Source organism: Butyrivibrio sp. INlla14 (genome assembly GCF_900102515.1).
GTDB lineage: Bacteria > Bacillota > Clostridia > Lachnospirales > Lachnospiraceae > Butyrivibrio.
The window spans coordinates 126,920-147,250 of the sequence record NZ_FMVS01000006.1 but is presented as its reverse complement, the minus strand read 5'-3'; the positions used below and the strand labels follow the sequence as shown (position 1 = coordinate 147,250).

Annotated in this window: 23 protein-coding genes and 1 riboswitch; of the genes, 2 read left to right on the top strand and 21 right to left on the bottom strand. The window is 40.6% G+C overall.

Features of this window, described 5'->3' with window-relative positions:
* Window positions 1-46 precede the first annotated feature (46 nt).
* The gene (locus BLO53_RS05260) at window positions 47-232 is read right to left on the bottom strand and encodes a hypothetical protein (RefSeq protein WP_092059452.1); all 186 of its coding nucleotides are present in this window, start codon (window positions 230-232) and stop codon (window positions 47-49) included.
* 335 nt (window positions 233-567) lie between these two features.
* Here BLO53_RS05260 and BLO53_RS05255 point away from each other — a divergent pair, with 335 nt between their 5' ends.
* On the top strand, window positions 568-900 hold the full coding sequence (locus tag BLO53_RS05255; protein ID WP_092059450.1) for a multidrug transporter: 333 nt from the start codon (window positions 568-570) through the stop codon (window positions 898-900).
* Between the two features lie 264 nt (window positions 901-1,164).
* Here the strand turns inward: BLO53_RS05255 and BLO53_RS05250 are convergent, their stop codons facing one another.
* The 3 genes from BLO53_RS05250 to BLO53_RS05240 are packed head-to-tail and all read right to left on the bottom strand — an operon-like array spanning window position 1,165 to window position 2,497.
* The gene (locus BLO53_RS05250) at window positions 1,165-1,638 is read right to left on the bottom strand and encodes an aldo/keto reductase (RefSeq protein WP_330388817.1); all 474 of its coding nucleotides are present in this window, start codon (window positions 1,636-1,638) and stop codon (window positions 1,165-1,167) included.
* Window positions 1,595-1,963: a nuclear transport factor 2 family protein gene (locus BLO53_RS05245; protein WP_092059448.1), complete on the bottom strand. Its 369-nt coding sequence runs from the start codon at window positions 1,961-1,963 to the stop codon at window positions 1,595-1,597. Before BLO53_RS05245 ends, BLO53_RS05250 begins: the two co-directional genes overlap by 44 nt.
* Before the next feature lie 12 nt (window positions 1,964-1,975).
* A complete protein-coding gene (locus BLO53_RS05240; RefSeq protein ID WP_176757172.1) occupies window positions 1,976-2,497 on the bottom strand; it encodes a flavodoxin in 522 nt (173 codons plus the stop codon).
* A 149-nt stretch (window positions 2,498-2,646) separates the two neighbouring features.
* On the opposite strand from BLO53_RS05240, the gene BLO53_RS05235 reads away from it, so the two are divergent.
* Window positions 2,647-3,534, top strand: a complete 888-nt coding sequence (locus BLO53_RS05235) for a LysR family transcriptional regulator (RefSeq protein ID WP_092059444.1) — start codon at window positions 2,647-2,649, stop codon at window positions 3,532-3,534.
* A gap of 77 nt (window positions 3,535-3,611) precedes the next feature.
* Here BLO53_RS05235 and BLO53_RS05230 read toward each other — a convergent pair whose 3' ends face one another.
* The 17 genes from BLO53_RS05230 to BLO53_RS05150 form a co-directional block, all read right to left on the bottom strand.
* Window positions 3,612-4,049, bottom strand: a complete 438-nt coding sequence (locus BLO53_RS05230) for a (deoxy)nucleoside triphosphate pyrophosphohydrolase (RefSeq protein ID WP_092059442.1) — start codon at window positions 4,047-4,049, stop codon at window positions 3,612-3,614.
* 122 nt (window positions 4,050-4,171) lie between these two features.
* Window positions 4,172-4,879: a hypothetical protein gene (locus BLO53_RS05225; RefSeq protein WP_092059440.1), complete on the bottom strand. Its 708-nt coding sequence runs from the start codon at window positions 4,877-4,879 to the stop codon at window positions 4,172-4,174.
* Between the two features lie 55 nt (window positions 4,880-4,934).
* Window positions 4,935-5,144, bottom strand: coding sequence for a PspC domain-containing protein (locus BLO53_RS05220; RefSeq protein WP_092059438.1), 210 nt, complete (start codon window positions 5,142-5,144; stop codon window positions 4,935-4,937).
* An 11-nt stretch (window positions 5,145-5,155) separates the two neighbouring features.
* Window positions 5,156-5,359, bottom strand: a complete 204-nt coding sequence (locus tag BLO53_RS05215) for a hypothetical protein (protein WP_092059436.1) — start codon at window positions 5,357-5,359, stop codon at window positions 5,156-5,158.
* Between the two features lie 123 nt (window positions 5,360-5,482).
* Window positions 5,483-5,827 (bottom strand): phenylpyruvate tautomerase MIF-related protein, encoded by a 345-nt coding sequence (locus BLO53_RS05210; protein WP_092059434.1) that lies wholly within the window; start codon window positions 5,825-5,827, stop codon window positions 5,483-5,485.
* Between the two features lie 519 nt (window positions 5,828-6,346).
* Complete coding sequence (locus BLO53_RS05205; protein ID WP_176757171.1) at window positions 6,347-7,186, bottom strand: metallophosphoesterase; 840 nt, start codon at window positions 7,184-7,186, stop codon at window positions 6,347-6,349.
* Between the two features lie 102 nt (window positions 7,187-7,288).
* Window positions 7,289-7,765, bottom strand: coding sequence for a MazG family protein (locus BLO53_RS05200; protein WP_092059430.1), 477 nt, complete (start codon window positions 7,763-7,765; stop codon window positions 7,289-7,291).
* A gap of 538 nt (window positions 7,766-8,303) precedes the next feature.
* A complete protein-coding gene (locus BLO53_RS05195; RefSeq protein WP_242875307.1) occupies window positions 8,304-9,455 on the bottom strand; it encodes an ankyrin repeat domain-containing protein in 1,152 nt (383 codons plus the stop codon).
* 530 nt (window positions 9,456-9,985) lie between these two features.
* Window positions 9,986-10,834, bottom strand: a complete 849-nt coding sequence (locus BLO53_RS05190) for an SMP-30/gluconolactonase/LRE family protein (RefSeq protein WP_176757170.1) — start codon at window positions 10,832-10,834, stop codon at window positions 9,986-9,988.
* 169 nt (window positions 10,835-11,003) lie between these two features.
* The gene (locus BLO53_RS05185; protein ID WP_092059426.1) at window positions 11,004-11,660 is read right to left on the bottom strand and encodes a C39 family peptidase; all 657 of its coding nucleotides are present in this window, start codon (window positions 11,658-11,660) and stop codon (window positions 11,004-11,006) included.
* Between the two features lie 12 nt (window positions 11,661-11,672).
* Entirely contained in the window at window positions 11,673-12,632 is a 960-nt protein-coding gene (locus tag BLO53_RS05180; RefSeq protein ID WP_092059425.1) for an aldo/keto reductase, read from the bottom strand.
* Between the two features lie 544 nt (window positions 12,633-13,176).
* Window positions 13,177-13,755, bottom strand: a complete 579-nt coding sequence (locus BLO53_RS05175) for a xanthine phosphoribosyltransferase (protein ID WP_092059424.1) — start codon at window positions 13,753-13,755, stop codon at window positions 13,177-13,179.
* A 20-nt stretch (window positions 13,756-13,775) separates the two neighbouring features.
* Window positions 13,776-14,765, bottom strand: a complete 990-nt coding sequence (locus BLO53_RS05170; RefSeq protein WP_092059423.1) for an ABC transporter permease — start codon at window positions 14,763-14,765, stop codon at window positions 13,776-13,778.
* Complete coding sequence (locus BLO53_RS05165) at window positions 14,765-15,865, bottom strand: ABC transporter permease (protein ID WP_092059422.1); 1,101 nt, start codon at window positions 15,863-15,865, stop codon at window positions 14,765-14,767. The genes BLO53_RS05170 and BLO53_RS05165 overlap by 1 nt, the downstream gene beginning before the upstream one ends.
* Window positions 15,865-17,400: an ABC transporter ATP-binding protein gene (locus BLO53_RS05160; RefSeq protein WP_092059421.1), complete on the bottom strand. Its 1,536-nt coding sequence runs from the start codon at window positions 17,398-17,400 to the stop codon at window positions 15,865-15,867. The genes BLO53_RS05165 and BLO53_RS05160 overlap by 1 nt, the downstream gene beginning before the upstream one ends.
* Before the next feature lie 97 nt (window positions 17,401-17,497).
* Window positions 17,498-18,760 (bottom strand): BMP family ABC transporter substrate-binding protein, encoded by a 1,263-nt coding sequence (locus BLO53_RS05155; RefSeq protein ID WP_092059420.1) that lies wholly within the window; start codon window positions 18,758-18,760, stop codon window positions 17,498-17,500.
* Between the two features lie 164 nt (window positions 18,761-18,924).
* A riboswitch (purine riboswitch) is annotated at window positions 18,925-19,026 on the bottom strand.
* A 42-nt stretch (window positions 19,027-19,068) separates the two neighbouring features.
* On the bottom strand, window positions 19,069-20,214 hold the full coding sequence (locus tag BLO53_RS05150; protein WP_176757169.1) for a tocopherol cyclase family protein: 1,146 nt from the start codon (window positions 20,212-20,214) through the stop codon (window positions 19,069-19,071).
* Window positions 20,215-20,331 lie beyond the last annotated feature (117 nt).

The window sequence follows — 20,331 nt, the reverse complement described above, 5'->3', positions numbered from 1 at the left end:
TGCAATCATGTGATAATATCAGTTATCATTATTATATTAAAAACACCTAGATATCATCAAGCTCATCCTCGAACTCCAGCCACCCGAGCAGCCTGTCTTCTTCTCTTTCTCTTTTGAGTTCATCCTGTCGGCGGTCAAATTCTCTACGTTCTCTTTTACTCATATTGCTTGTAATATCCTTGTACTGCTTATCTGTTAATCTGACATTCTTATCTTTCTTTCCAAAAGTCATAACTCTACCTCTCTTTCAATCCAGGCTTCCGTCTCTCTTGCAGATTTCATAGAACTCGCAAGTGACACAGAAGTGTTTACAGAATTTGTTGTTCCTATAAATACTTTTTCTTAGCCAATACAAAAGTCTCTCCATAATGTGTTCTCCCCAAAAAGCAACTTTCTCTTCACCTTGTAACTAAAGTGTAAACCTCTATCAGTCCCATAAAAATGACAGCTTTTCCGCCCAGTATTCATGTGGCTTTCGGAGACCCAACCAGAGATTCAAATGCAAATAGGCATAGATATGTGCTATGATCATTTACAAAAAGTGATAACCACAGGAGTTCTATAATTATGAATGGCATTACAAAAGCTGATTGGAAATTGTTCATGGAGAAGGTTCCTGAATGGCAGGAAGCATATATGGAAAGAATATTAAAAGAGTACGTTAAAATGCTCCAGAGTAAGAAGCCTGCATCTACCAAGTTCTGGGATCTCGATAAACGAATCAAGAAAGATAAGAAGAATCCCGGTGTGCAAGTGCAGCTTGATAAAGGTGAAGCCATTTTTGATATTGTGACCATGATAAATATTGGAATCATTACACAGGAAGATCTCGCTGACTTCAGCGATGATTTGAAAGAATCGGTTCAGGAACTGCTGGATCGACATTATGGACAGTGGTAAAGAGAAATCTGTTGATGAAGAACGCTGTTATTGTTTGACTATAAATAACTGGCTTAACATACTCTCAGCAGTACATAGAATGGGAAGCCATCCTCTGCTGGTTCCCGTTCTATGGCATATCACATTTAAACTAACTGTTCATTCTTTGACTACAAATATATATACACTTAAACTATATATAATATACGATTGTCCCCAGCTCTTAAATCCTCTTTTCCCACTACAAAAATAGAGGATCCTAAGATCCTCTACACTAAATAAAGCCTATTTTTCAAAATCCGGTTTCCACCCTGCAAACTGAACGAGCTGAGCATCAGTTCTATGATAATATCTCTCATTCTTATCAAGCTTGGCGATTTCTGCCATCTCTTGATCTGTGAGCTTAAAATCAAGAATGTCCAAGTTATCCTTGATATGATCTACATTTTTGCTTCCGGGAATTACTACAAATCCCATCTGAGTATGCCAGCGAAGTATAATCTGTGCTGATGACTTGCCATATTTCTTACCAAGCTCAGCAAATACAGGCTCGTTGATGAGAGACTTGTCACCATGGCCAAGTGGATACCAGCTCATAAGCTTAATATCATATTTGTCCAAAGTCTTACGAAGCTCTGTTTGTGTAAAATATGGATGTGCTTCTACCTGGATAAACTGAGGAACAATTTCCCATTTTCCATTTGCGAAATCCTCCTTAATATGTTGATGCTCTGGAACTTGTAAACTTCCAGCTTCCATCTTCTTTTCTAAGAGTAAAGTTTCCCTGCAATCTCCAGCTTCCTTTTCCTCCACCGTAGACAGCAGCAACTACTCTGCTTTTTCCTGTCATGGTTGCCTCATCACCATCAATACTTACTACAATGTCATCATGCTCGGCTGAATAATAATTGAAGGTACCATTCTTTAATCCCTCTATAAATTCATCAGCAGACTGCTTCACACCAGTCATATGATAAAGACAATAGTCTGAAGACATAAGATTTCTAAGACTTTCTATGTTTTTCTCTATCATATAATCCCAGTAGTCTTTATATAATTCTGAAATTTTTGCTTCTTCACCCATAGCATTATTCCTTTACATCAACCCGTTAGCGGAAAACCACTTCTCTACAGCTGTTTTCGCATTTGCAGCCTGGCTACCAGTAATTGCAAGACCGCTTCTTACCTCTGCGCCTTTTGCATACTTTTTTACATCACGTTCACTTAAGCCCATGCCACTTCCCTCATTAGTGCAAAGAGGAAGAATGTTTTTCCCTGTAAAATCGTATCTTTCAAGGAAAGTTGCAACTGCCATAGGAAATGTTCCCCAGTAATTTGGATAAGCAAGCACAATGGTGTCGTATTCATCTATGCTATCTAAATAATTTGTAAGCTCAGGACGAGCATTTTCTCTTAAATCTTTCTTGGCTTCATCAATGCAGGTCATGTACACAGGTGAATAAGGATTTACCATCTCAATCTTGAATGTATCTGCATCGATCAGTTCCTTCATCTGGTTAACAACGATTTCTGTGTTACCCACCTTTACATATCTCATTGCTCCACCAAAATAATTTTCATCCGCTCTTGAAAAGAAAGCGATTAATGTTTTTGCCATTTGAATTTCCTCCATCTAAATTTTCTATAGATAACTGCTTATACCAATTGATTTTGTCCTTTGTTGTTTACATTATCTCACGCCAGTTTTATAATTTCCAATAGAAACATCAGATAGTTGATTTAATTTTTAAATATCAGGAGTGTGCCATGACAACCAAGCAGATAGACTATTGTATAGAGCTGGCTCGTACAGAGAGCTTTTCCAGAGGTGCTGAGAACATGTTTGTAAGCCAGCCTACATTTTCATATCAGATAAAGCTCCTTGAAGAGGAAGTTGGTTTTGAAATATTTGTAAGAAACGGAAAAGGCGCTACTCTTACTCCTGCCGGAGAACAGTTTGTAACCTACCTTTCAAATATGCGCGAAGAAATGAAAAGAGCTATCGAACAGGGGCAAAACTTCAGTGCGAAATACAAAGAAAACATCACTATAAGTATGTCAGTACGACAGGCCCTCTACTTCCTGCCAGAAGCAATCAAAGAATTTGAAAAGGAAGAACCAGGCACTCAGATTACACCACGATTCCAGTACAGAAATAGTATGGACAGCTTTCTTAAAAATGAATCAGATGTTGTATTTGCCTTAGAAGAACAGACAAAACAGCTTGCAGGCACCACTGTCCACAAGCTGTTTCAAAGTCATATTTATTTAATTTGTGATAAGAACGATCCTCTTGCAGAAAAAAATCTCATAACTGATGAAGACATCTATGGCCGCATTCTTATGGTAGGTGGCGGCTCACCGGCACTTCTCCGCTCAGTTCAGCAAAAGCTTATTTCATCAGGTAAGATTGAGTATTTTAATAGCCCAGATCATGACACCACACTTACGAACGTTGCTTCTGGTAAAGGAATCTGCCTGGCTCCCGGTTTTCTTAATGACCACAGCGGACAGTTTGCATGGATTCCTTATGACTGCAATGATACCTTCTCTTGCGTCTTGTGCACACATAAAGCAGATGGACGTGAGAGCCTTAATGCTTTTATTAATGTATTGCAAAAGCTCTACAACGAAGCCGTTGCATTTCCACTGTAATATGGTAGTGGTACCAGCCGCTGTGAAGAAAAATTCGCACTGACTGGCACTTTTTTATAATTACGTCTTAGATGCTATTACCTCAACCCACATTTCACTTTCTCTGCCAGGCCTGTTACCATTCCAGCTGCAATCTTTGGAATGAGCGCCAAGTCTGCAGGAAGCCAATCGACACTTTTCAGCTCACTGTACTCAAGCCATTTTGCGGCTTCATGCTCTAAGAGCTTTAGCTCACCTTCCACTACTGTTGCCCAATAGCAATTCATGTGAAGGTGAAACTTCTCATAGTCATAATCTATAATATCGATCAGATCATGTACTTCAATCTCAGTTCCAAGTTCTTCCCTTATCTCACGAATAAGGGCCTGCTCAGGTGTCTCACCTTCCTCGATCTTTCCCCCGGGAAATTCCCAGCCATCCTTAAACTCCCCATATCCACGCTGTGTGGCAAATATCTTTGTTTTCTTCTTGTAATCGTCACAGATTATAGCTGCGACAACATTTACTGTTTTCATACTCATCCTACTTCCAACTTACTTGTTTTCTTAATATATTTAGCGAGCCTAGGGATGCTATTTTTAGAATCAGAGTGTTAAGTATATCCAGCCTTTCAGTTCTGCAATCTTGAATGTATTGGCTAACGTACCGCTGTCATATACCTGTCATAAAGTTCCGAGCAATGTTTAGCTAATTGCAAGTATAAGCCTTTAATCTGTTCATTCTTAGAGCATAATAAATAGTCTTCATTCTTCACAATCTTAATCCATGGAGTGGCAGCAACATAATCCCATACAGAATCATTAGTCCTCTGCGATAAATGTTCCAAAATACTCTGCATGACACTTAAATAATTACCACCATCTTCTCTTGCTTCACACAGTTTATCTATTTCACTTTTAAAACTAATTAGAGATTTAGCTATGGACGATCCTGCATTATCATCATCACTAATATACCCTCCAAACGGAGTATGCCATCTTCTATCTGCACAATCCCCCATCACACACGTCCTATAGATAGATTCCTTAAATAAACAATGTAATTCCTGAAAATATTTGTCTTTAGAAAAATATACCTTAAATGAATCATGTAAAATATGTTTGCATATCTGAGCATTTATCGAAACATCTGCAATATCTGTCTTTGACAACCAAAATGTGCAGTAATTGTCAGCCGACCCTTCTATAAAAACTTTGTCTTCATCATAGTAAAAATCTATTCTTCTATTACACGGATTCGGCTTATATTTTACCTTATTAACAGGTTCAGAAGTTAGCATGTTTAACTTTCCAATATCAATAGCATCTGTATTATTGTTAAGTGTCTTGCATTTAAATAACTTCATGTTTTTTGTTTCGTAACCTCTTTATATCATTTATTCAAAAGAGCTCGCTTTACACTTACTGATCTTCATATCTGCTAACGTAATCAGGCCTATTGTCCATCAAAAATGCTGCAATCAAGTAAAATACTGCGCCTGAACCGCCTGATAATGTAAACACTACCCAGAGGATTCTTATTACTGTTGGATCCCAGCCAAAGTATTCTGCGATGCCACCGCATACACCAAAGACTTTTCTATCATTGCTTCTATACAATTTCTTTTCCATAACATTTGCCCTCACTTGCTTTCTTTACAATCAGAGTCAACTACTTCTATACGCTTATCTTTGTCATGTTCCTCTGTATGTGATTTCCTTGTGCACGCCACAAACAAAAGAAACATCAGCAGGAAGTCATCAACAGGCCCCGGAACAAAATCCCTCGGCAAGATAACATAAACAACAAGCAAAGCTACTATAAAACCTTTCCAAAAGCTGTTCATTGGCCTCCTCCTTTCAATCAGCGCATTTCTATCTATTGACTATATTTTAGATCCGCAACGATAGGCGATAAATATCCAAAAATGCATATTAAAGACGTTTAATGGGAAAAATGAGAAGTTACTTCAGAAATTACTTCCATTCCATCCCCAGTCATCAGATCCAAAGTACCTAATATACATGTGATCAGGGGCTATACCCAGGATATCACCATATATTCCTGTCAGTTCCTGCGTCATCTTGTTATAAGCATCAGACGGCGCACCTCCATAAACCTTAACTTCAATAAATGCTGTAGGTTGAGAATCATCTCCCCTGAAATACATAGGCACATCGCCTTCAATAGCCAGCATAAGCCAGTTCTCGCTCTTGCCTGGCAAAATAGATATTGCCTGCCCCAGGCGCTGCTTCAGCTGTATTTCTTTTTCCTTTGATACTGTCACATTTGTTTTTGTTGAAATAAATGGCATGTCTTTTCCTCCTCATTAATTCATCCATATCTTCAGAAATCAAGATATTGTTACCAACAAAAATTTGATTAGTTTATATGCATTTTCGTCTTTCTGTTACTTTCGTGTAAGACCTCTGCCTCTACTCATTTTAACTTATTTATATGAATTTTGCTCATATGTCACTTTCGTATAAGCCATTACAGTTCTCTCTTTACACGCAGATATGCTTTTCTACCATTTTCATGTAAAGTCACCAATTCTGACATACTTAATTGGCTTATATGCATTTCCTCTTTCTGCTACTTTCGTGTAAAGCTTTAGTTCTGCTCATTTTAACTTGCTTATATGAAACTACGCCTTTCAGTCACTTTCGTATAAGCCCCCCAATTTTCTGCCTTACACGAAATCCTGCTTCTTGGTCACTTTCGTACATTGCGAATTGGGTGGGCTCTCTGCCCGAAACAATCACACAACCATTTCACTTTACGTGGCTTATGCTTCACGAGCGGCAGTGATAATTGTTAAGTGATAAATATACTACTCTACATCAATCATCACAATTTCCGGATGGTTGAAGAATCTGGGATAGGGCATTCTCTCTCGGCAAAGTCCGCGACTGACAACCATGTTGTGGCCATTTCCAAGGTCATATCTGCCATCCACGTATTTAGGGTATCGGCCCTGGTCTGGGGCTAAAACTCCCATCTGAGTAAATGGGATTTTCCACTGTCCGCCATGGGCGTGGCCACAGACCACCAGATCAAAGTCATACTCAGAATATGTGTCCTTCTTCTCAGGGCGATGGGATAAAAGAACTTTGAAGTTTTCCGGAGAAGTACCAGCCTGAGCCTCATCAAGCTGCGCTCCCCACTCTTCCCATGACATGTAGGTGGGATCATCCACTCCGCAGAAGTCAATGTCATTTCCATTTATGTTCACTGTACAGCAAGTTCCTTCAAGAACCACAACCCCTTTAGAAACAAGGTATTCCTTGGTTTCGTGATCTCTTTTGCTCCAGATTTCATGGTTTCCGGTAACATAGAAACAGGGATATTTAGAAGCTATAGCCTCAATGAACGTCTTGGAATTACCGTCAGGAAACTTATTATCAAATATATCCCCAGACAAAAGAACTGCATCAGGCTTTCCTTTTTCCAGCATTTTCACAAGCTGGGCCTGATTCTTGCCATAGTAGCAGGAATGAAGGTCCGTAACCAACGCAAATCTCACAGGTGCACTTATCTTCCCATTGCCATCAAGACTGATGTGTTCTGTGACAGGAATTTCAAACCAGGCGATCACAAAAAGAATCAGTGCAAACCCGCGTAGTAGCCACTTCCACAGCTTTCCTTTATGATGATTATTATTTTTTTTCATAGCAATCCTCCAACAATAGTATTTACCTATAATACATCTTAGAAGTAAGTTTTGTTGAAGGGCCATGTTCACAATGACTCCCACCAGCCTTCGTCATATACATTAGTTTTTCTTCTTTTTTCTCTCTTCTGCCTTCCTGATCAGCTGGGTAGCCTCTTGGAATGCTGCAGGGAGATATTCTTCATGCCACTCTTTACCTGCTTTTTCTTCTTTCTTAATTTTGTTCCAGGCTTCATGCATCTCTTCCTCAGATGCATACGTTACGCCGCCAAACACATGCGGATGCCTTCTCACCATTTTTTCCGATATGCCTTTTACCACGTCGTCAAATGTAAAAAGGCCTTCTTCCTCAGCAATAACGGCGTGAAACATTACCTGCAGAAGGAGATCTCCCAGTTCTTCCTTGAGATTATCCGGATCTTTTGTCTCCTCTAGAATGTTTATTCCGCATACCACTTCAGCTGCTTCCTCAATAACTGGCGCTTTTAGACTTTCATGAGTCTGTGCTCTATCCCAAGGGCATCCGTTCTCGCTTCGCAGTTTTTCAACTATCTCTTTTAACCTATCTATCTCAGCCATCCTTAAACTCCCCATAGCAGCTAATCTCCTGCAATCATGCGATAATATCAGTTGTCATTATTATATAAAATACATCTGAATATCATCAAGTTCATCCTGGACTTGTTTATATGAAGCTACGCCTACATGCTGTTTTCGTGTAAGGCCACTAAAACCCTCTCTTGCACGCAACTCTGCTTGTCTACTATTTTCGTGTAAGAGTAGCAGTTCTACCAAGCTTTGCTTACTTATATGAATTTACGTCTTTCAGCTACTTTCGTGTAAAGCCTCCACTTCTTCTCTTTTATACTTGCTTATATGAATTTACGCCTACATGTTACTTTCGTGTAAGTCGCCTAATTTTCTGGTTTACATGAAATTCTACTTTTGATTACTTTCGTACAATGGGCCCAGGGATTCCATCTCTAGGAATAATATTTCGCAAGATATCAACTCAAATATGACATCTCTGGGAATAATATTCCGCAAGATATCAACTCAAATATGATATCTTGCGGAAAATTATCAATCTATTACTTTAAAATTTGGTCTATTCATATCATCTCTTATATTCTGCGTTTTCAAGCTTTATCGGCAGCGGATTCAGTGTAACCCACTTCACAGCAAGTTCAGTAAGTCTCCCTAGTTCTTTATCGCCTTTATCCTTAATGTCTTTTACAAGCTCTTCTATTTCCGCAGATTCTGCATCTGAAAGCTGCTGCCCCATTTTAAGATATCGCACAAACGCTTTTACCAGTTCTCCAAAATCCGAATCCCAGTTTATACTACCATTGTCCAGAATTTCATAAGATAGCCGGCCAGTAATCCTGATAACTTCGCCCTGCACAGTTGATGCATGTCCACTGCCCGGAACCAGAAGATTCCACAGCTCTTGGTACTGTTTCTGCCATGTATCTGCCTTTGGCCTTATTTCGCTAACGCCGTCATATTGCTGTCTCCTGGGAACCCTTTGAACATCCAAAAGCTCGTACAGCTTATCCATCGCTTCATCCACCTGCTTCATGAAATCTGCATTAGCATCACTTCTTCTGAACTCTATATCTTTTGCCACACGCAGGAACTCATTCCTAACAGTGTCGCTGGCAACAACTCCCTTTTCCAAGAGCATCTCCGTTACTGGAGATAGCTTTATCAGATCTATCGGCAGAGCTCTGGCAAAAGCAGCTTCAAGCGGGGTGTGATGATGGAAATTCTCTGCATTTAAATCGGCGCCTGCAGCCAGAAGCGCCTCTACTGCCTCCATGTGCCCGCTACTTATAGCTCTGGACAGGGCGCAATCCCTTGTAGTACCTCCAACATAGTTCACATCAGCTCCATTTTGGATCAGCAAAAGAGCCTGTTTCTCACTTTCTTTACTGGCAATTCCCAGATGCTCCATCAAAGCCGTGCTATGGAACTGATCCTGATAGTTAATGTCCGCTCCTTGTTCCAAGCACCACTTGATCATATTCTCAGAAATCTTGTAAAAGAAAATGTTTCCTTTCCTATAGCCTCCATAGGCATTTATATCACACTTCTCAAAAACTGCTTTCACAGCCTCATCGTCACTAATGTAATCCTCGATATCTTTTGGAAGAGTCTTTCTTTTTTGCTTGCCACTCTTCATATTTTGTATTTTAGGTGTATCAACAGTTTCTTCCGCTATCTCTTCTTTATCTTCTGCCTTCTTTAAAAAATCAAATATACTCATCTGTCTTTTCGCTATCCTCATATTTTCTTTTTTGCCTTTTTCTTAAGGACTATGATTAGTTTATATGAATTTTGCCTACATGTCACTTTCGTATAAGCCACCCAATTTTATGCCTTACATGAAAACCTACCTTTCGGCTGTTTTCGTGTAAGCGCACTAGTTCCACTATGCTTAACTTGCTTATATGCATTTCCTCTTTCTACTACTTTCGTGTAAGGCTCTAGTTCTGCTCATTTTAACTTGCTTATATGAAACCACGCCTTACTACCATTTTCGTATAAGCCAGCTAATTTTCTGGCTTACATGAAAACCTGCTTCTTAGCTGCTTTCATACAATGAACTATATAGGAATTTCGGAGAAAATTCCTCGTATCATAAAAAAGCAGCTACCTCAATTGAGATAACTGCTATTAATGGCCCTCGGGGACGGAGTCAATGTCATTTAGATAAGGATTTCCCGTCCCTAAGGCTCATATTTATTTTCGTGCAATGGTATCATAAGATATCCCCATGGAATGGTCCTAGACGCCTTAGACTGTCGTACAATACTCAGGTGCTACACCTTTAACATCAGTTCTGACCTTAAACAGGCATCCATCATACTCCCCGTTCTGCCCGATTCCTGCTGATGTTATGTAAAGAGTCATCATATCTTCCCCACCAAAGCAGCAACAAGATGTTTGCTTGGCAGGAACTAAAACTGTTTGTAATAGTTCACCGGTCTGACCGCTTCGTTTTTCAACACGACTGCCGCCCCAAACAGCCACCCAAAGATTATCCTCTGAATCAATAGTCATGCCATCCGGGACTCCATCCTCCAATGTGAATAAAGTTCTTCTATTGGAAATATTTCCGCTGTCCTCATCATAATCAAATACTGACACCGTATGTTCCCCAGAATCAGCGAAAAAGAACTTTGTTTTATCACTACTAAAAGCCATTCCATTGGAGATTTTGGTGCCTTCCACCATACACCTTATTTGGCCTTTATCATAACAATACAAGTTACCTTCTGGATCATGTCCATCACCTTTAACCATCGCGCCGAACCAGATTCGCCCTTTGGAATCTGCTTTTGCGTCGTTTGAGCGCCAATAATCCTTGTAAATGTTGTTAAAGCTTGCTAATAGAGATATTTTTTTATCTTGATATACGTAGAGACCATCTTCTAATGCAAGAACAAATCCATCTGAAGTGTTCAATGGAATTGCTGCGCCTATATGCTGGTCAACATCCAGCGTTTCCACTGTTCCATTCTTGCTATAGAAAAGTTTTTTATTTTCAATATCTACCCATGATAATCTATTAAATCTAGGATCGTAGCATGGTCCTTCCCCAAGCAAAAAGCGCTCTTTACTGACTACCTCAACACTATACATATTAAGTACCTCTCTCCTACTACTTACCTCAAATCCTTTAAGTAAAATCCATTCATTAACCATTAATGCCTGACACAGGAAACATTTCTCCGCGTGTCAGGCACCAACAGTTAGATAACTGCTTTGTGTTCCACTCTTCACGTAAAGGGTTTGCGGTCCATTTTGCTTTTTACTCCACAGAATATAGTGTGTTCTTCTCAAACAATCCGATGGCAAATCCCATTTTCAGGAAAAATGGCATATTCTCATACGCCCGGAAACTGGTGCGTTCCAAAAGTTCATCCAGCGTCAACACTTCGTAGTATCCATATGGATTAGCAACTGTGACTGTATCGTTTGGAATATCTGCCCCTACAATCAGTGAATAGTGCAATGTCCATTCATTCCCATACAATGCCGCCCACTCAAAAGGAACAGGTTTGCCGGATTCCAGGGTTTCGTACATGATATCGATAAACTCTGAATTTTTTACATATTTGTGCATCGTTGTGGTATATTCCGGGAACTGCTTGTTCATCTCCTTGCAAAAATACTTGCCACTTGAAGTCACCACAGTTCCATATTCATCGTACAGGCTATCCTCCGTTACGTTTCCACCATTCCAAGCAGAGAACATCTCAATGACCGCAAATCCACAAGAAATATGCTGCTGGATTACTTCAACATTAGCGATTTTTACCGGATTCTGGTACTTGGGATCTGTATATACCGCAGAATAATCATCCTGAGTAAAGTGTGTGCGAACACCCACAATCAGAAGCAATATAAGAGGTATCACCACCAATACACCTAGTATTATTCCTATGATCTTAGTTACTTTTTTCATCTTTTCCCCGTTCTAAATATCTCTCTCCAAATTTAAGAACTCACACTCCTGGTCAGATAGAGGAATTTCCAAGGCTTCTATATTCTTTTTCATTCTATCTGTGCTGCTAGTGCTGACAACAGCAAACATATTCATAGATTGCCTAAAAATCCACGCCAGGGCAATCTGAGAAACGGTAGCCTGTTTTTCTTTTGCCAAAAGTTCGCAGCGCCTTAGCCTTTCAAAGTTCTCTGGGAAAGCATATCCCCTTAGAGCAAACATATCCAGGAAGTCATTGGCATGATTAGCATCAGTGCTCTTCATCTTGCCTGAAAACATGCCATGAGCCAGGGATGAATATGCTATCACGGGCATTTGACTTTCCTGATACCATTTTCTTTCCTGTTGCCCCTGTTTGCCTGTGAGTGTTACACAAGTATCATCCCACACATCTCCCAACTGGTCTGCAAGACTAAAGCCCGGGCTTGAAACTGAAAATGGGGCAAGGTTCTTTTTGTAGGCATACTCGTTGGCCTCTTGTATTCTCTTATAAGTCCAGTTAGAGCCCCCAAAAACTCCAATGCTGCCCCTTTCTTTCATCTCGTTGAAGGTTTCAACTATTTCTGCAACTTCTGTAGTAGGATCATCTCTATGGAGAATATATATGTCTATGAAATCTACCCGCAGTTCCTCTAAAGATTTCTGCAGGTCTGACATCATGGCTTCTTGGTTGACTCTTTTTATGGCGCCATCAGGATGTCCGCACTTACTAAGGAGCACAACTTTGTCCCGGACTCCTGTCTTATCCAGCCATTTTCCTATGGTTTTCTCAGAATCCGGGTAGATTCTCGCGGTGTCTATTGCATTAACACCTGTATCAAGTATTCCTGTAAGCCAAGCGTCATAGTCTTCCAAATTAGGTAAAAAGCCTGTCCCTAGAAATATCCTGGATACGTCTTTGTTTATTCCGTTGATTTTTGTATATAAGCTCATATTGTTTTCCTCTGGAGTTAATTAGCTACTTCGTGTAATCACACAATATTTACAATGCATTTTCTCCTCTAGCGTTCATTAAATAAATATACCACATTAAGAACTTCATTTTTACTTGCTTATATGAAACTACGCCTTACTACCATTTTCGTATAAGCCAGCTAATTTTCTGGCTTACATGAAATCCTACCTTTCAGCTGTTTTCGTGTAAGCGCACTAGTTCCACTATGCTTAACTTGCTTATATGCATTTACGCCTTTCAGCTACTTTCGTGTAAGCGGACCAGCAATGGACACAGAAAATGGCCCACTAACCCCGTCCTAAGGCTCATTTTGGGATCGAGTAGGCTGACTCCTACTCGATTTCGCACACGAACATTCCGCACTTAGTGCTCCATGTTCTTACGACCGGCAAATGAATTTGTATGCAAGCATCCATTCGCTTGCCGGTCTTGTGCTACATAATAATAGACCAGTACTTCTGAGCACTTCCAGAAAGTACTGGCCTATACCTACTGCTGATTCACACTGGAATCAGCAGTAATTCAACTTCTAAAATTGATCTTGCCTGTTGCAGGGTCCATTCCATCAACTATTGCAAGGGATTCAAGTTTGTAGCCCAGGTTTCTGATTATCTGTCCGCCTGGCTGGAAGCCCTTTTCTATAGCTATTCCAATGCCTGCCACAGTGGCTCCTGCACTATTTATTATTGAAATAAGGCCCTGCAATGCACATCCGTTTGCAAGGAAATCATCAATGATAAGAACCTTGTCATTTTCATTCAGGAACTTTTTGGATACAATCACATGATTCTTGTTTTTATGGGTAAAAGACTCAACGTCTGCTGTATACATCTCGCCATCGAGGTTGACGCTCTGGGACTTTTTGGCAAAGACCACAGGAACATTAAAATGTCTTGCAGCAACGCAGGCAATTCCTATGCCTGATGCTTCGATAGTAAGGAATTTATTTATCTCAACACCTTCAAATCTTTTTGCCCATTCAGCGCCCATCTGATCAAAAAGCTCAACGTCAAGCTGATGGTTTAAAAAGCTATCCACCTTTAAGATGTTGCCTTCTTTTACAACGCCGTCTTTGATAATTCTCTCTTCAAGAAAATTCATTTTTTGCACCTTCTTTTACTTTATCTTTCTTCGCGGAAATAGTTGGTTCCAAGGCTCTTTGGAGGCTGATCTTCCTTTTTATTTCTCATACTGGTAAAAACAAGAACCACTAGAGTTACAATGTAAGGAATCATCTTATATAGCTCTTTATACTCAGTGTGTGTTCCCGATGGAAGGTACAAGTATAAAATGTACAGTCCTCCGAAAAGTATAGAAGATAAAACGCTCACATCAGGCTTCCATACTGTAAAGATAACCAGGGCAATAGCAAGCCATCCTCTGTCTCCAAAGGCATCATTTGACCATACTCCGCATGCATAATCCATTACATAGTATAAACCGCCAAGTCCAGCAATCATACAGCCAAGACATGTTGAGACATATTTATATCTTTTAACATTGATTCCAGCTGCATCCGCCGCAGCAGGATCTTCTCCCACAGCGCGAAGGTGAAGGCCTACTCTTGTCTTTTTAAGGACATAGGCACATATTAAAGCAATGATAATGGCAACGTATGCCAAAAATCCGTAGGAAAAGAAAACTTTGCCAAACCAGCCTGTTTTCGTAGCAAAAGGCAGAGTTCTGCTAAAATATGCAGAGGTGGCTGAGAGTGAAATTGATGGAACATCAGCACCTGCCAGCTTAATTAGTGATCCGCCAAAGAAATTTCCAAAGCCTATACCAAAGGTAGTCATAGCAAGGCCTGTAACATTCTGATTGGCTCTTAAACTTACTGTCAAAAAGCAGTATAACAGCCCCATTAAAAAGGAGCCTACAAGTGCACAGATAAGAGGTATAAAGACTGCCAGGAAGCCATTTAGCTGCCCTGAGGCTGCCTGTTCATAGAAAAAAGATCCTATAACACCGCTTATTGCACCAACATACATGACACCTGGAATTCCAAGATTCAGATTCCCTGATTTTTCCGTGATTGTCTCACCTGTACTTCCAAATAGCAGAGGAACGCCCTGCTGTACAGCTCTTGGTATAAATGCAACCAAACTAAACATTATGCGTTCTCCTTCCCAAGATCTTTACGTACAAGGATCTTATATCTGATAAAAAACTCACATCCAATAATAAAGAAAAGGATGATTCCAGTCAGAATATCTGCAAAGCTCTGATTGAGCTCAAATACAGTGGATATTTCGCTGGCGCCTCTGTCCATGAAAATGATAAGAAGGCTGGTGAAGATCATGGCAACCGGATTAAACTTGGCGAGCCATGAAACCATAACGCCTGTAAAGCCCTGCCCATCGGAAATAGTTGTGGTTATTGTATGGTTAATACCTCCCACCAAAAGAAGTCCTGCCAAGCCGCAAATTGCACCAGATAAAAACATGGTCCTGATCACAACCTTTCCAACACTTATTCCTACGTATCTGGCTGTGTTCTGGCTTTCGCCGACAACTTCTATCTCATATCCGTGCTTGGTAAATTTCAGATAGATATACATTCCAATAGTGACTAAAACGGCAACTATAATGCTCAGAAGATATTTATTGCCAACGTTTGGAAGCCAGCCTATGTTTGAGTTCTGGTTAATAATACCAATCTTGCCTGATCCCTTAGGAACTTCCCACACAATAGTAAAATACGCCACAAGCTGTGTTGCGATATAGTTCATCATAAGTGTTGAGAGTGTTTCATTGGTGTTCCACATGGCTTTAAAGAAGGCAGGAATTACTCCCCAAATTGCACCTGCCAGTATAGAAGATACTATCATAAGGATGATCACGACTGCATTTGGAAGCTTGTCTGATAGTGTGATCATACATGCCGCCGCTGCAAGACCTCCAATCAGGACCTGTCCTTCGCCGCCGACATTCCAGAACTGCATCTTAAATGCGGGTGTCAGGGCCAGTGAAATGATCAGAAGAATGGCAACATACTGAAGTGTTATCCAGCTCTTTCTCTGAGTGCCAAATGCCCCTTTAAAAATTGTAGTAAATATAGATATAGGATTATCGCCTGTGCAGACCATAGTGATAAGTGCGCATAAGGCAAGTGCAGCCAGAATCGCAATTATTCTTATAGTCCACGCTTTTTTGCTGCTGATGTCAGCTCTTTTTACAATGTGAAAACGAGGCTCTTTTACTATCTGTGCCATTATGAAGCCTCTCCTTTCTTGGTCATCATTGACCCCAAGGTATATTTATCGGTATTTCTGCCATCTACAATTCCCGTAACCTTGCCATCGCAAAGGACAAGAATCCTGTCGCAGAGTTCAACGAGAACATCCAGATCTTCGCCGACAAAAAGAACTGCTGCTCCACGCTTCTTTTGCTGATTGATAAGATCGTATATCTGGTAGGAAGAACTAATATCAAGGCCTCTTACGGCGTATGCAGTCATCAGCACCTTAGGTCTTGAGGATATTTCTCTGCCGACAAGGATCTTTTGTACATTTCCGCCGGACAAAAGGCGCACAGGGGTATCAATACTTGGAGTTACAACCTGCAGCTTTGACACAACCCTCTCTGCGAGCTTTCTGGGCTCTTTTTTCTCTGTAAAAAATCTGGACTTACCGCTTCTATAGGACCTGAGCATCATATTATCTGCGAGGTTCATATTTCCAACAAGTCCCATTCCAAGTCTGTCTTCAGGAACAAATGACAGTTTTACGCCAAGATCAGAGATTTCCCTTGGTGATTTACCGAGAAGTTCCTCTGTCCTTCCGTCCTGGTGAATATATGTGATCTTTCCATTTTCGATCATCTCAAGACCTGCAATTGCCCTTAATAGTTCTTTTTGTCCACAACCGGATATTCCCGCGATTCCCAGTATTTCTCCTGTGTTGGCGGTAAAAGATACATCGTCAAGCTTAACTATTCCATCTTCATCAACGACCGTGAGATTCTCCACTACGATACGAGGCTTAGGCTCTACAGGCTCAGGTCTGTCAATATTAAGAGAAACTGAATGGCCTACCATCATATCTGTCATTTCCTGAGCGTTGGTACTACTGGTCTTCATGTCACTTATGAATTCTCCATGACGAAGAACCGCAACTCTATCAGATATGCTCTGCACTTCGTTTAACTTGTGAGTAATAATAACTATGGACTTTCCATCTTTTTTCATATTGCGCATGACATTAAAAAGTTTCTCAGTTTCCTGAGGAGTCAGTACGGCTGTGGGTTCATCCAATATCAGGATATCCGCTCCTCTATAGAGTACCTTTACAATTTCAACTGTCTGCTTTTCAGAAACGGACATGTCATATATTTTCTTTTTTGTATTGATCTCGAATCCGTATTTGTCGCAGATTTCTATAATTCTTTTCTCAGCCTCTTTGATATTAAGCTTGCCTTCAAGCCCCAGAATTATATTCTCTGTGGCATTGAACACATCAATAAGCTTAAAATGCTGATGGACCATGCCTATTCCAAGATCAAACGCATCTCTAGGAGAGCGGATGACAGCCTCTTTGCCGTTTATGATTATCTGGCCTGCATCAGGATAATAGATTCCAGCAAGCATATTCATAAGTGTTGTTTTGCCACTTCCGTTTTCACCAAGAAGAGATAATATCTCGCCCTTGTAAACATCCAGATTGACATTGCTGTTTGCTGTTACATCACCAAAAGACTTTGTAATGCCACGAAGCGATATGGCTACTTCTCTCTTTTCCACAATTATCACCTTTCAAAAAAATCAATATAGACTAAAAATAGGAAATCTTTGCAGCACAGCAAAAAGCTGTGCTCACAAAGATTTCCTCAGCTCACATAATTAAAGATCAATATGCTGTATCAAGAAGTGAAATTCCATCGATCTGTAAATCGAAGTAAGGAGCTGATCTGAATTCAGAACCAGACTCTGCAAAGTAACCATCTGTGATAACTTCTGTATCAGCAGTGTACTCAGGATCTGTGTCAACATCAGCAACATAAGATGTAAGCGCCTCACCGTTTACAGTAAATGTAGTAGTATCAAATACATGAAGTGTTCCTGCATTCATAGCTTTTTCAGCCTCTGCAAGTGCCTCAGCAGTTCCCTCTGCTGCTGCATTTCCAAGGTCTGTAAGAACTACAGAACCAGTCTCAAGTGTTCCAACCCAGTCAGTAGCAATCTCTGTTTTGTTTGCTACAGCGTCAATGATGTATGCAAAATATGGTGCCCAGTCAATTCTTGAAGAAACGATAAATGTGTTAGGGCAAGCTGCTGCTGTGCTTCCGTTATAGGATACGTCTGGAACACCAGCCTTTTCGCATGCTGTAGGAGCTCCCATTGAATCAGCGTGCTGTGAAAGAAGAACACAACCATCTTCAATAAGCTTGTTAGCGCCTTCCTTTTCAGCTGTCTCATCGTACCATGAGCCTGTGAATGTTACTTCCATTGTAGCTGATGGGCATACAGAGCGGGCGCCGAGGAAGAATGATGTATAACCTGAAATAACTTCTGCATATGTGTAAGCACCAACATAACCAATCTTAGCCTGGTCTTCTGTGATGTCACCATTTGCGATCATCTCGTTAAGCTTCATTCCTGCAGCGATACCTGCAAGATAACGACCCTCATAAATTGTAGCGAAAGCGTTATGGTAATTGGAAAGGCCCTCTGTATGTGCCTTTGTACCTGTTGCATGACAGAACTGAACTTCAGGATATTCCTTGGCAGCCTCGATCATGTAATCTTCATGGCCAAAAGAATCTGCAAATACGATATCGCAGCCTGCATCTGCAAGTTCACATGCAGCCTCATAGCACTCCTGTCCCTCAGGGATATTTGTCTTGAACATGTACTCAACACCTGCTGCCTCGCAAGCCTGTGTAGCACCGTTGATAAAGTTCAGATCGTATGTTGAGTTCTCATCGTGCAGAAAAATGAAACCAATCTTAACATCTGATGCAGGAGCCTGTGTAGCCTCTGTAGCCTCTGCGCCTGTGCTTGTAGCCTCAGATGCTGTTTCTGTTTCATTTGCGTTTCCGCAGGCAGATAATGATGCCATTACCATTGTTGCAGCAAGAACTGCTGACAGAATCTTTTTAAACTTTTTCATCTCATCCTCCATTTTTTGATATCGAGCACAGGTCATTTGTAGGATGTTCTATTGTTTTTCTTTAGAGCAAATTGAGCAAAAGAAAAAGGCATAGAAACACGAGTTTCTACACCTATCTGATTTGATATCTTCAACAATTAAATTAATATATAAACTTATTGTATATGCAGCATCAAACACTCGATAGTCCGGTAATTTACGGTAACCGGGTAGAAACATCAAATCCATATTATTTGACCTATATCGATAAAATACTCGCTTATATTAGCAAAGAAACATCAAGATTACAAGCTTTTTTTAAGCTTTTTTTATTCCCCATACTCCCCGTATTCGCAGCCAACATGTGTGGCCTCCACTTCATCCACCAGAACAAGGTCCTGACCCTTCTTGTCGTAGAGCTTTATGGTTCCCCAGCCATTTCCGCCATTCCACAGATGATTGTGATTTTTCTTGCCATCGGGGGACTCGTAATTTATGAAAAGCATATCTTTTTTCAGGCAGTGTATCTCTGTTTCCATTACTGCCTTTATATTTTCCTGTCTTACATGCCAGATAACCTCGTTTTCAGTCTCATCGAAGCTAAACTCAGTCTTTACCTTCAAATGAAGCTTGGAAAAGTTGAAGTCATACTCTTTTCCCTCATAGTAAAAGACTCCGAGAAGTCTTCTATCTAAAGGAACAAAATAAATCTTTGGCCTTCCACCACCAATATCAAAAACGCTGTTTTCAAGCTGCTTCCCTGTCTTTTTACTTACAAGGCAGTTTGATGACAGCCATACCCATGGGCTTGTGAAGTCTCTTCCCCAGTTCTTATCTGCATAGCCATAGCTCTTTTCCGGAGTAACGATGTACTGCCTTCCGTTGAAAGTCACCGTTCCGCCATAGGCGCTCTTCATCCCCTCAGCATGCCAGTACATAGCAAAAGCTTCCGCGTCCCTAAGCGGCTTGCTCGCACCGTATCCGACGTTGAATGCTATCTGCTTGTCTATCACTAGGTCAAAAGAGATTTCTCCAGCATCGCACATCCACTCAGGATGAGCTTTAGCGGCATCCTCTGATATTGAAATATGTCCCTTGAGGCGAGATTCTGATGCCAGGCAATCATCTGCCGCTATCTTGTAGGGCGCACTTTTATGCATTTTCACATTCTTTAGCGAAAAGAATCTATGGAGCTGACAGGCATCTTCTCCCCAAGTTCCAGCTTTTACCATTAAATATGATGGGCGTCTTTCTTCCTTTTTGTTCTTGGGTAACTGCCCCAAAACAGGCTCATCTTCTGCGAGAGCCGGATTACAGATGAAAAACTCTATAAAAAATGGCTTGTCCTCTCCTGTCAGCGCATCCTGTGCAGTAAAGGAGTGCCACCACCAGTCATAACCTTGATGTGCAAAAGGTCCATGGAGCATACATGCATTTCTTCTTTTATTGTGTACATTAAACCTATCAATTGCCATTAAATCGACACCTCTTTTCTATATATCTGTAAAATGGTCCCATGACTTTTGTCCCCCAGGTCCATACTAAACGTTGACATTACCCTAACAGAGCAATAATATAATATCTTTAGCATT

What these genes read in the sequence shown, in the direction of transcription:
- BLO53_RS05260 (WP_092059452.1), bottom strand. Translation starts at nt 232, where the DNA reads ATGACTTTTGGAAAGAAAGATAAGAATGTCAGATTAACAGATAAGCAG.
- BLO53_RS05255 (WP_092059450.1), top strand. Translation starts at nt 568, where the DNA reads ATGAATGGCATTACAAAAGCTGATTGGAAATTGTTCATGGAGAAGGTT.
- BLO53_RS05250 (WP_330388817.1), bottom strand. Translation starts at nt 1,638, where the DNA reads ATGGAAGCTGGAAGTTTACAAGTTCCAGAGCATCAACATATTAAGGAG.
- BLO53_RS05245 (WP_092059448.1), bottom strand. Translation starts at nt 1,963, where the DNA reads ATGGGTGAAGAAGCAAAAATTTCAGAATTATATAAAGACTACTGGGAT.
- BLO53_RS05240 (WP_176757172.1), bottom strand. Translation starts at nt 2,497, where the DNA reads ATGGCAAAAACATTAATCGCTTTCTTTTCAAGAGCGGATGAAAATTAT.
- BLO53_RS05235 (WP_092059444.1), top strand. Translation starts at nt 2,647, where the DNA reads ATGACAACCAAGCAGATAGACTATTGTATAGAGCTGGCTCGTACAGAG.
- BLO53_RS05230 (WP_092059442.1), bottom strand. Translation starts at nt 4,049, where the DNA reads ATGAAAACAGTAAATGTTGTCGCAGCTATAATCTGTGACGATTACAAG.
- BLO53_RS05225 (WP_092059440.1), bottom strand. Translation starts at nt 4,879, where the DNA reads ATGAAGTTATTTAAATGCAAGACACTTAACAATAATACAGATGCTATT.
- BLO53_RS05220 (WP_092059438.1), bottom strand. Translation starts at nt 5,144, where the DNA reads ATGGAAAAGAAATTGTATAGAAGCAATGATAGAAAAGTCTTTGGTGTA.
- BLO53_RS05215 (WP_092059436.1), bottom strand. Translation starts at nt 5,359, where the DNA reads ATGAACAGCTTTTGGAAAGGTTTTATAGTAGCTTTGCTTGTTGTTTAT.
- BLO53_RS05210 (WP_092059434.1), bottom strand. Translation starts at nt 5,827, where the DNA reads ATGCCATTTATTTCAACAAAAACAAATGTGACAGTATCAAAGGAAAAA.
- BLO53_RS05205 (WP_176757171.1), bottom strand. Translation starts at nt 7,186, where the DNA reads ATGAAAAAAAATAATAATCATCATAAAGGAAAGCTGTGGAAGTGGCTA.
- BLO53_RS05200 (WP_092059430.1), bottom strand. Translation starts at nt 7,765, where the DNA reads ATGGCTGAGATAGATAGGTTAAAAGAGATAGTTGAAAAACTGCGAAGC.
- BLO53_RS05195 (WP_242875307.1), bottom strand. Translation starts at nt 9,455, where the DNA reads ATGAGTATATTTGATTTTTTAAAGAAGGCAGAAGATAAAGAAGAGATA.
- BLO53_RS05190 (WP_176757170.1), bottom strand. Translation starts at nt 10,834, where the DNA reads ATGTATAGTGTTGAGGTAGTCAGTAAAGAGCGCTTTTTGCTTGGGGAA.
- BLO53_RS05185 (WP_092059426.1), bottom strand. Translation starts at nt 11,660, where the DNA reads ATGAAAAAAGTAACTAAGATCATAGGAATAATACTAGGTGTATTGGTG.
- BLO53_RS05180 (WP_092059425.1), bottom strand. Translation starts at nt 12,632, where the DNA reads ATGAGCTTATATACAAAAATCAACGGAATAAACAAAGACGTATCCAGG.
- BLO53_RS05175 (WP_092059424.1), bottom strand. Translation starts at nt 13,755, where the DNA reads ATGAATTTTCTTGAAGAGAGAATTATCAAAGACGGCGTTGTAAAAGAA.
- BLO53_RS05170 (WP_092059423.1), bottom strand. Translation starts at nt 14,765, where the DNA reads ATGTTTAGTTTGGTTGCATTTATACCAAGAGCTGTACAGCAGGGCGTT.
- BLO53_RS05165 (WP_092059422.1), bottom strand. Translation starts at nt 15,865, where the DNA reads ATGGCACAGATAGTAAAAGAGCCTCGTTTTCACATTGTAAAAAGAGCT.
- BLO53_RS05155 (WP_092059420.1), bottom strand. Translation starts at nt 18,760, where the DNA reads ATGAAAAAGTTTAAAAAGATTCTGTCAGCAGTTCTTGCTGCAACAATG.
- BLO53_RS05150 (WP_176757169.1), bottom strand. Translation starts at nt 20,214, where the DNA reads ATGGCAATTGATAGGTTTAATGTACACAATAAAAGAAGAAATGCATGT.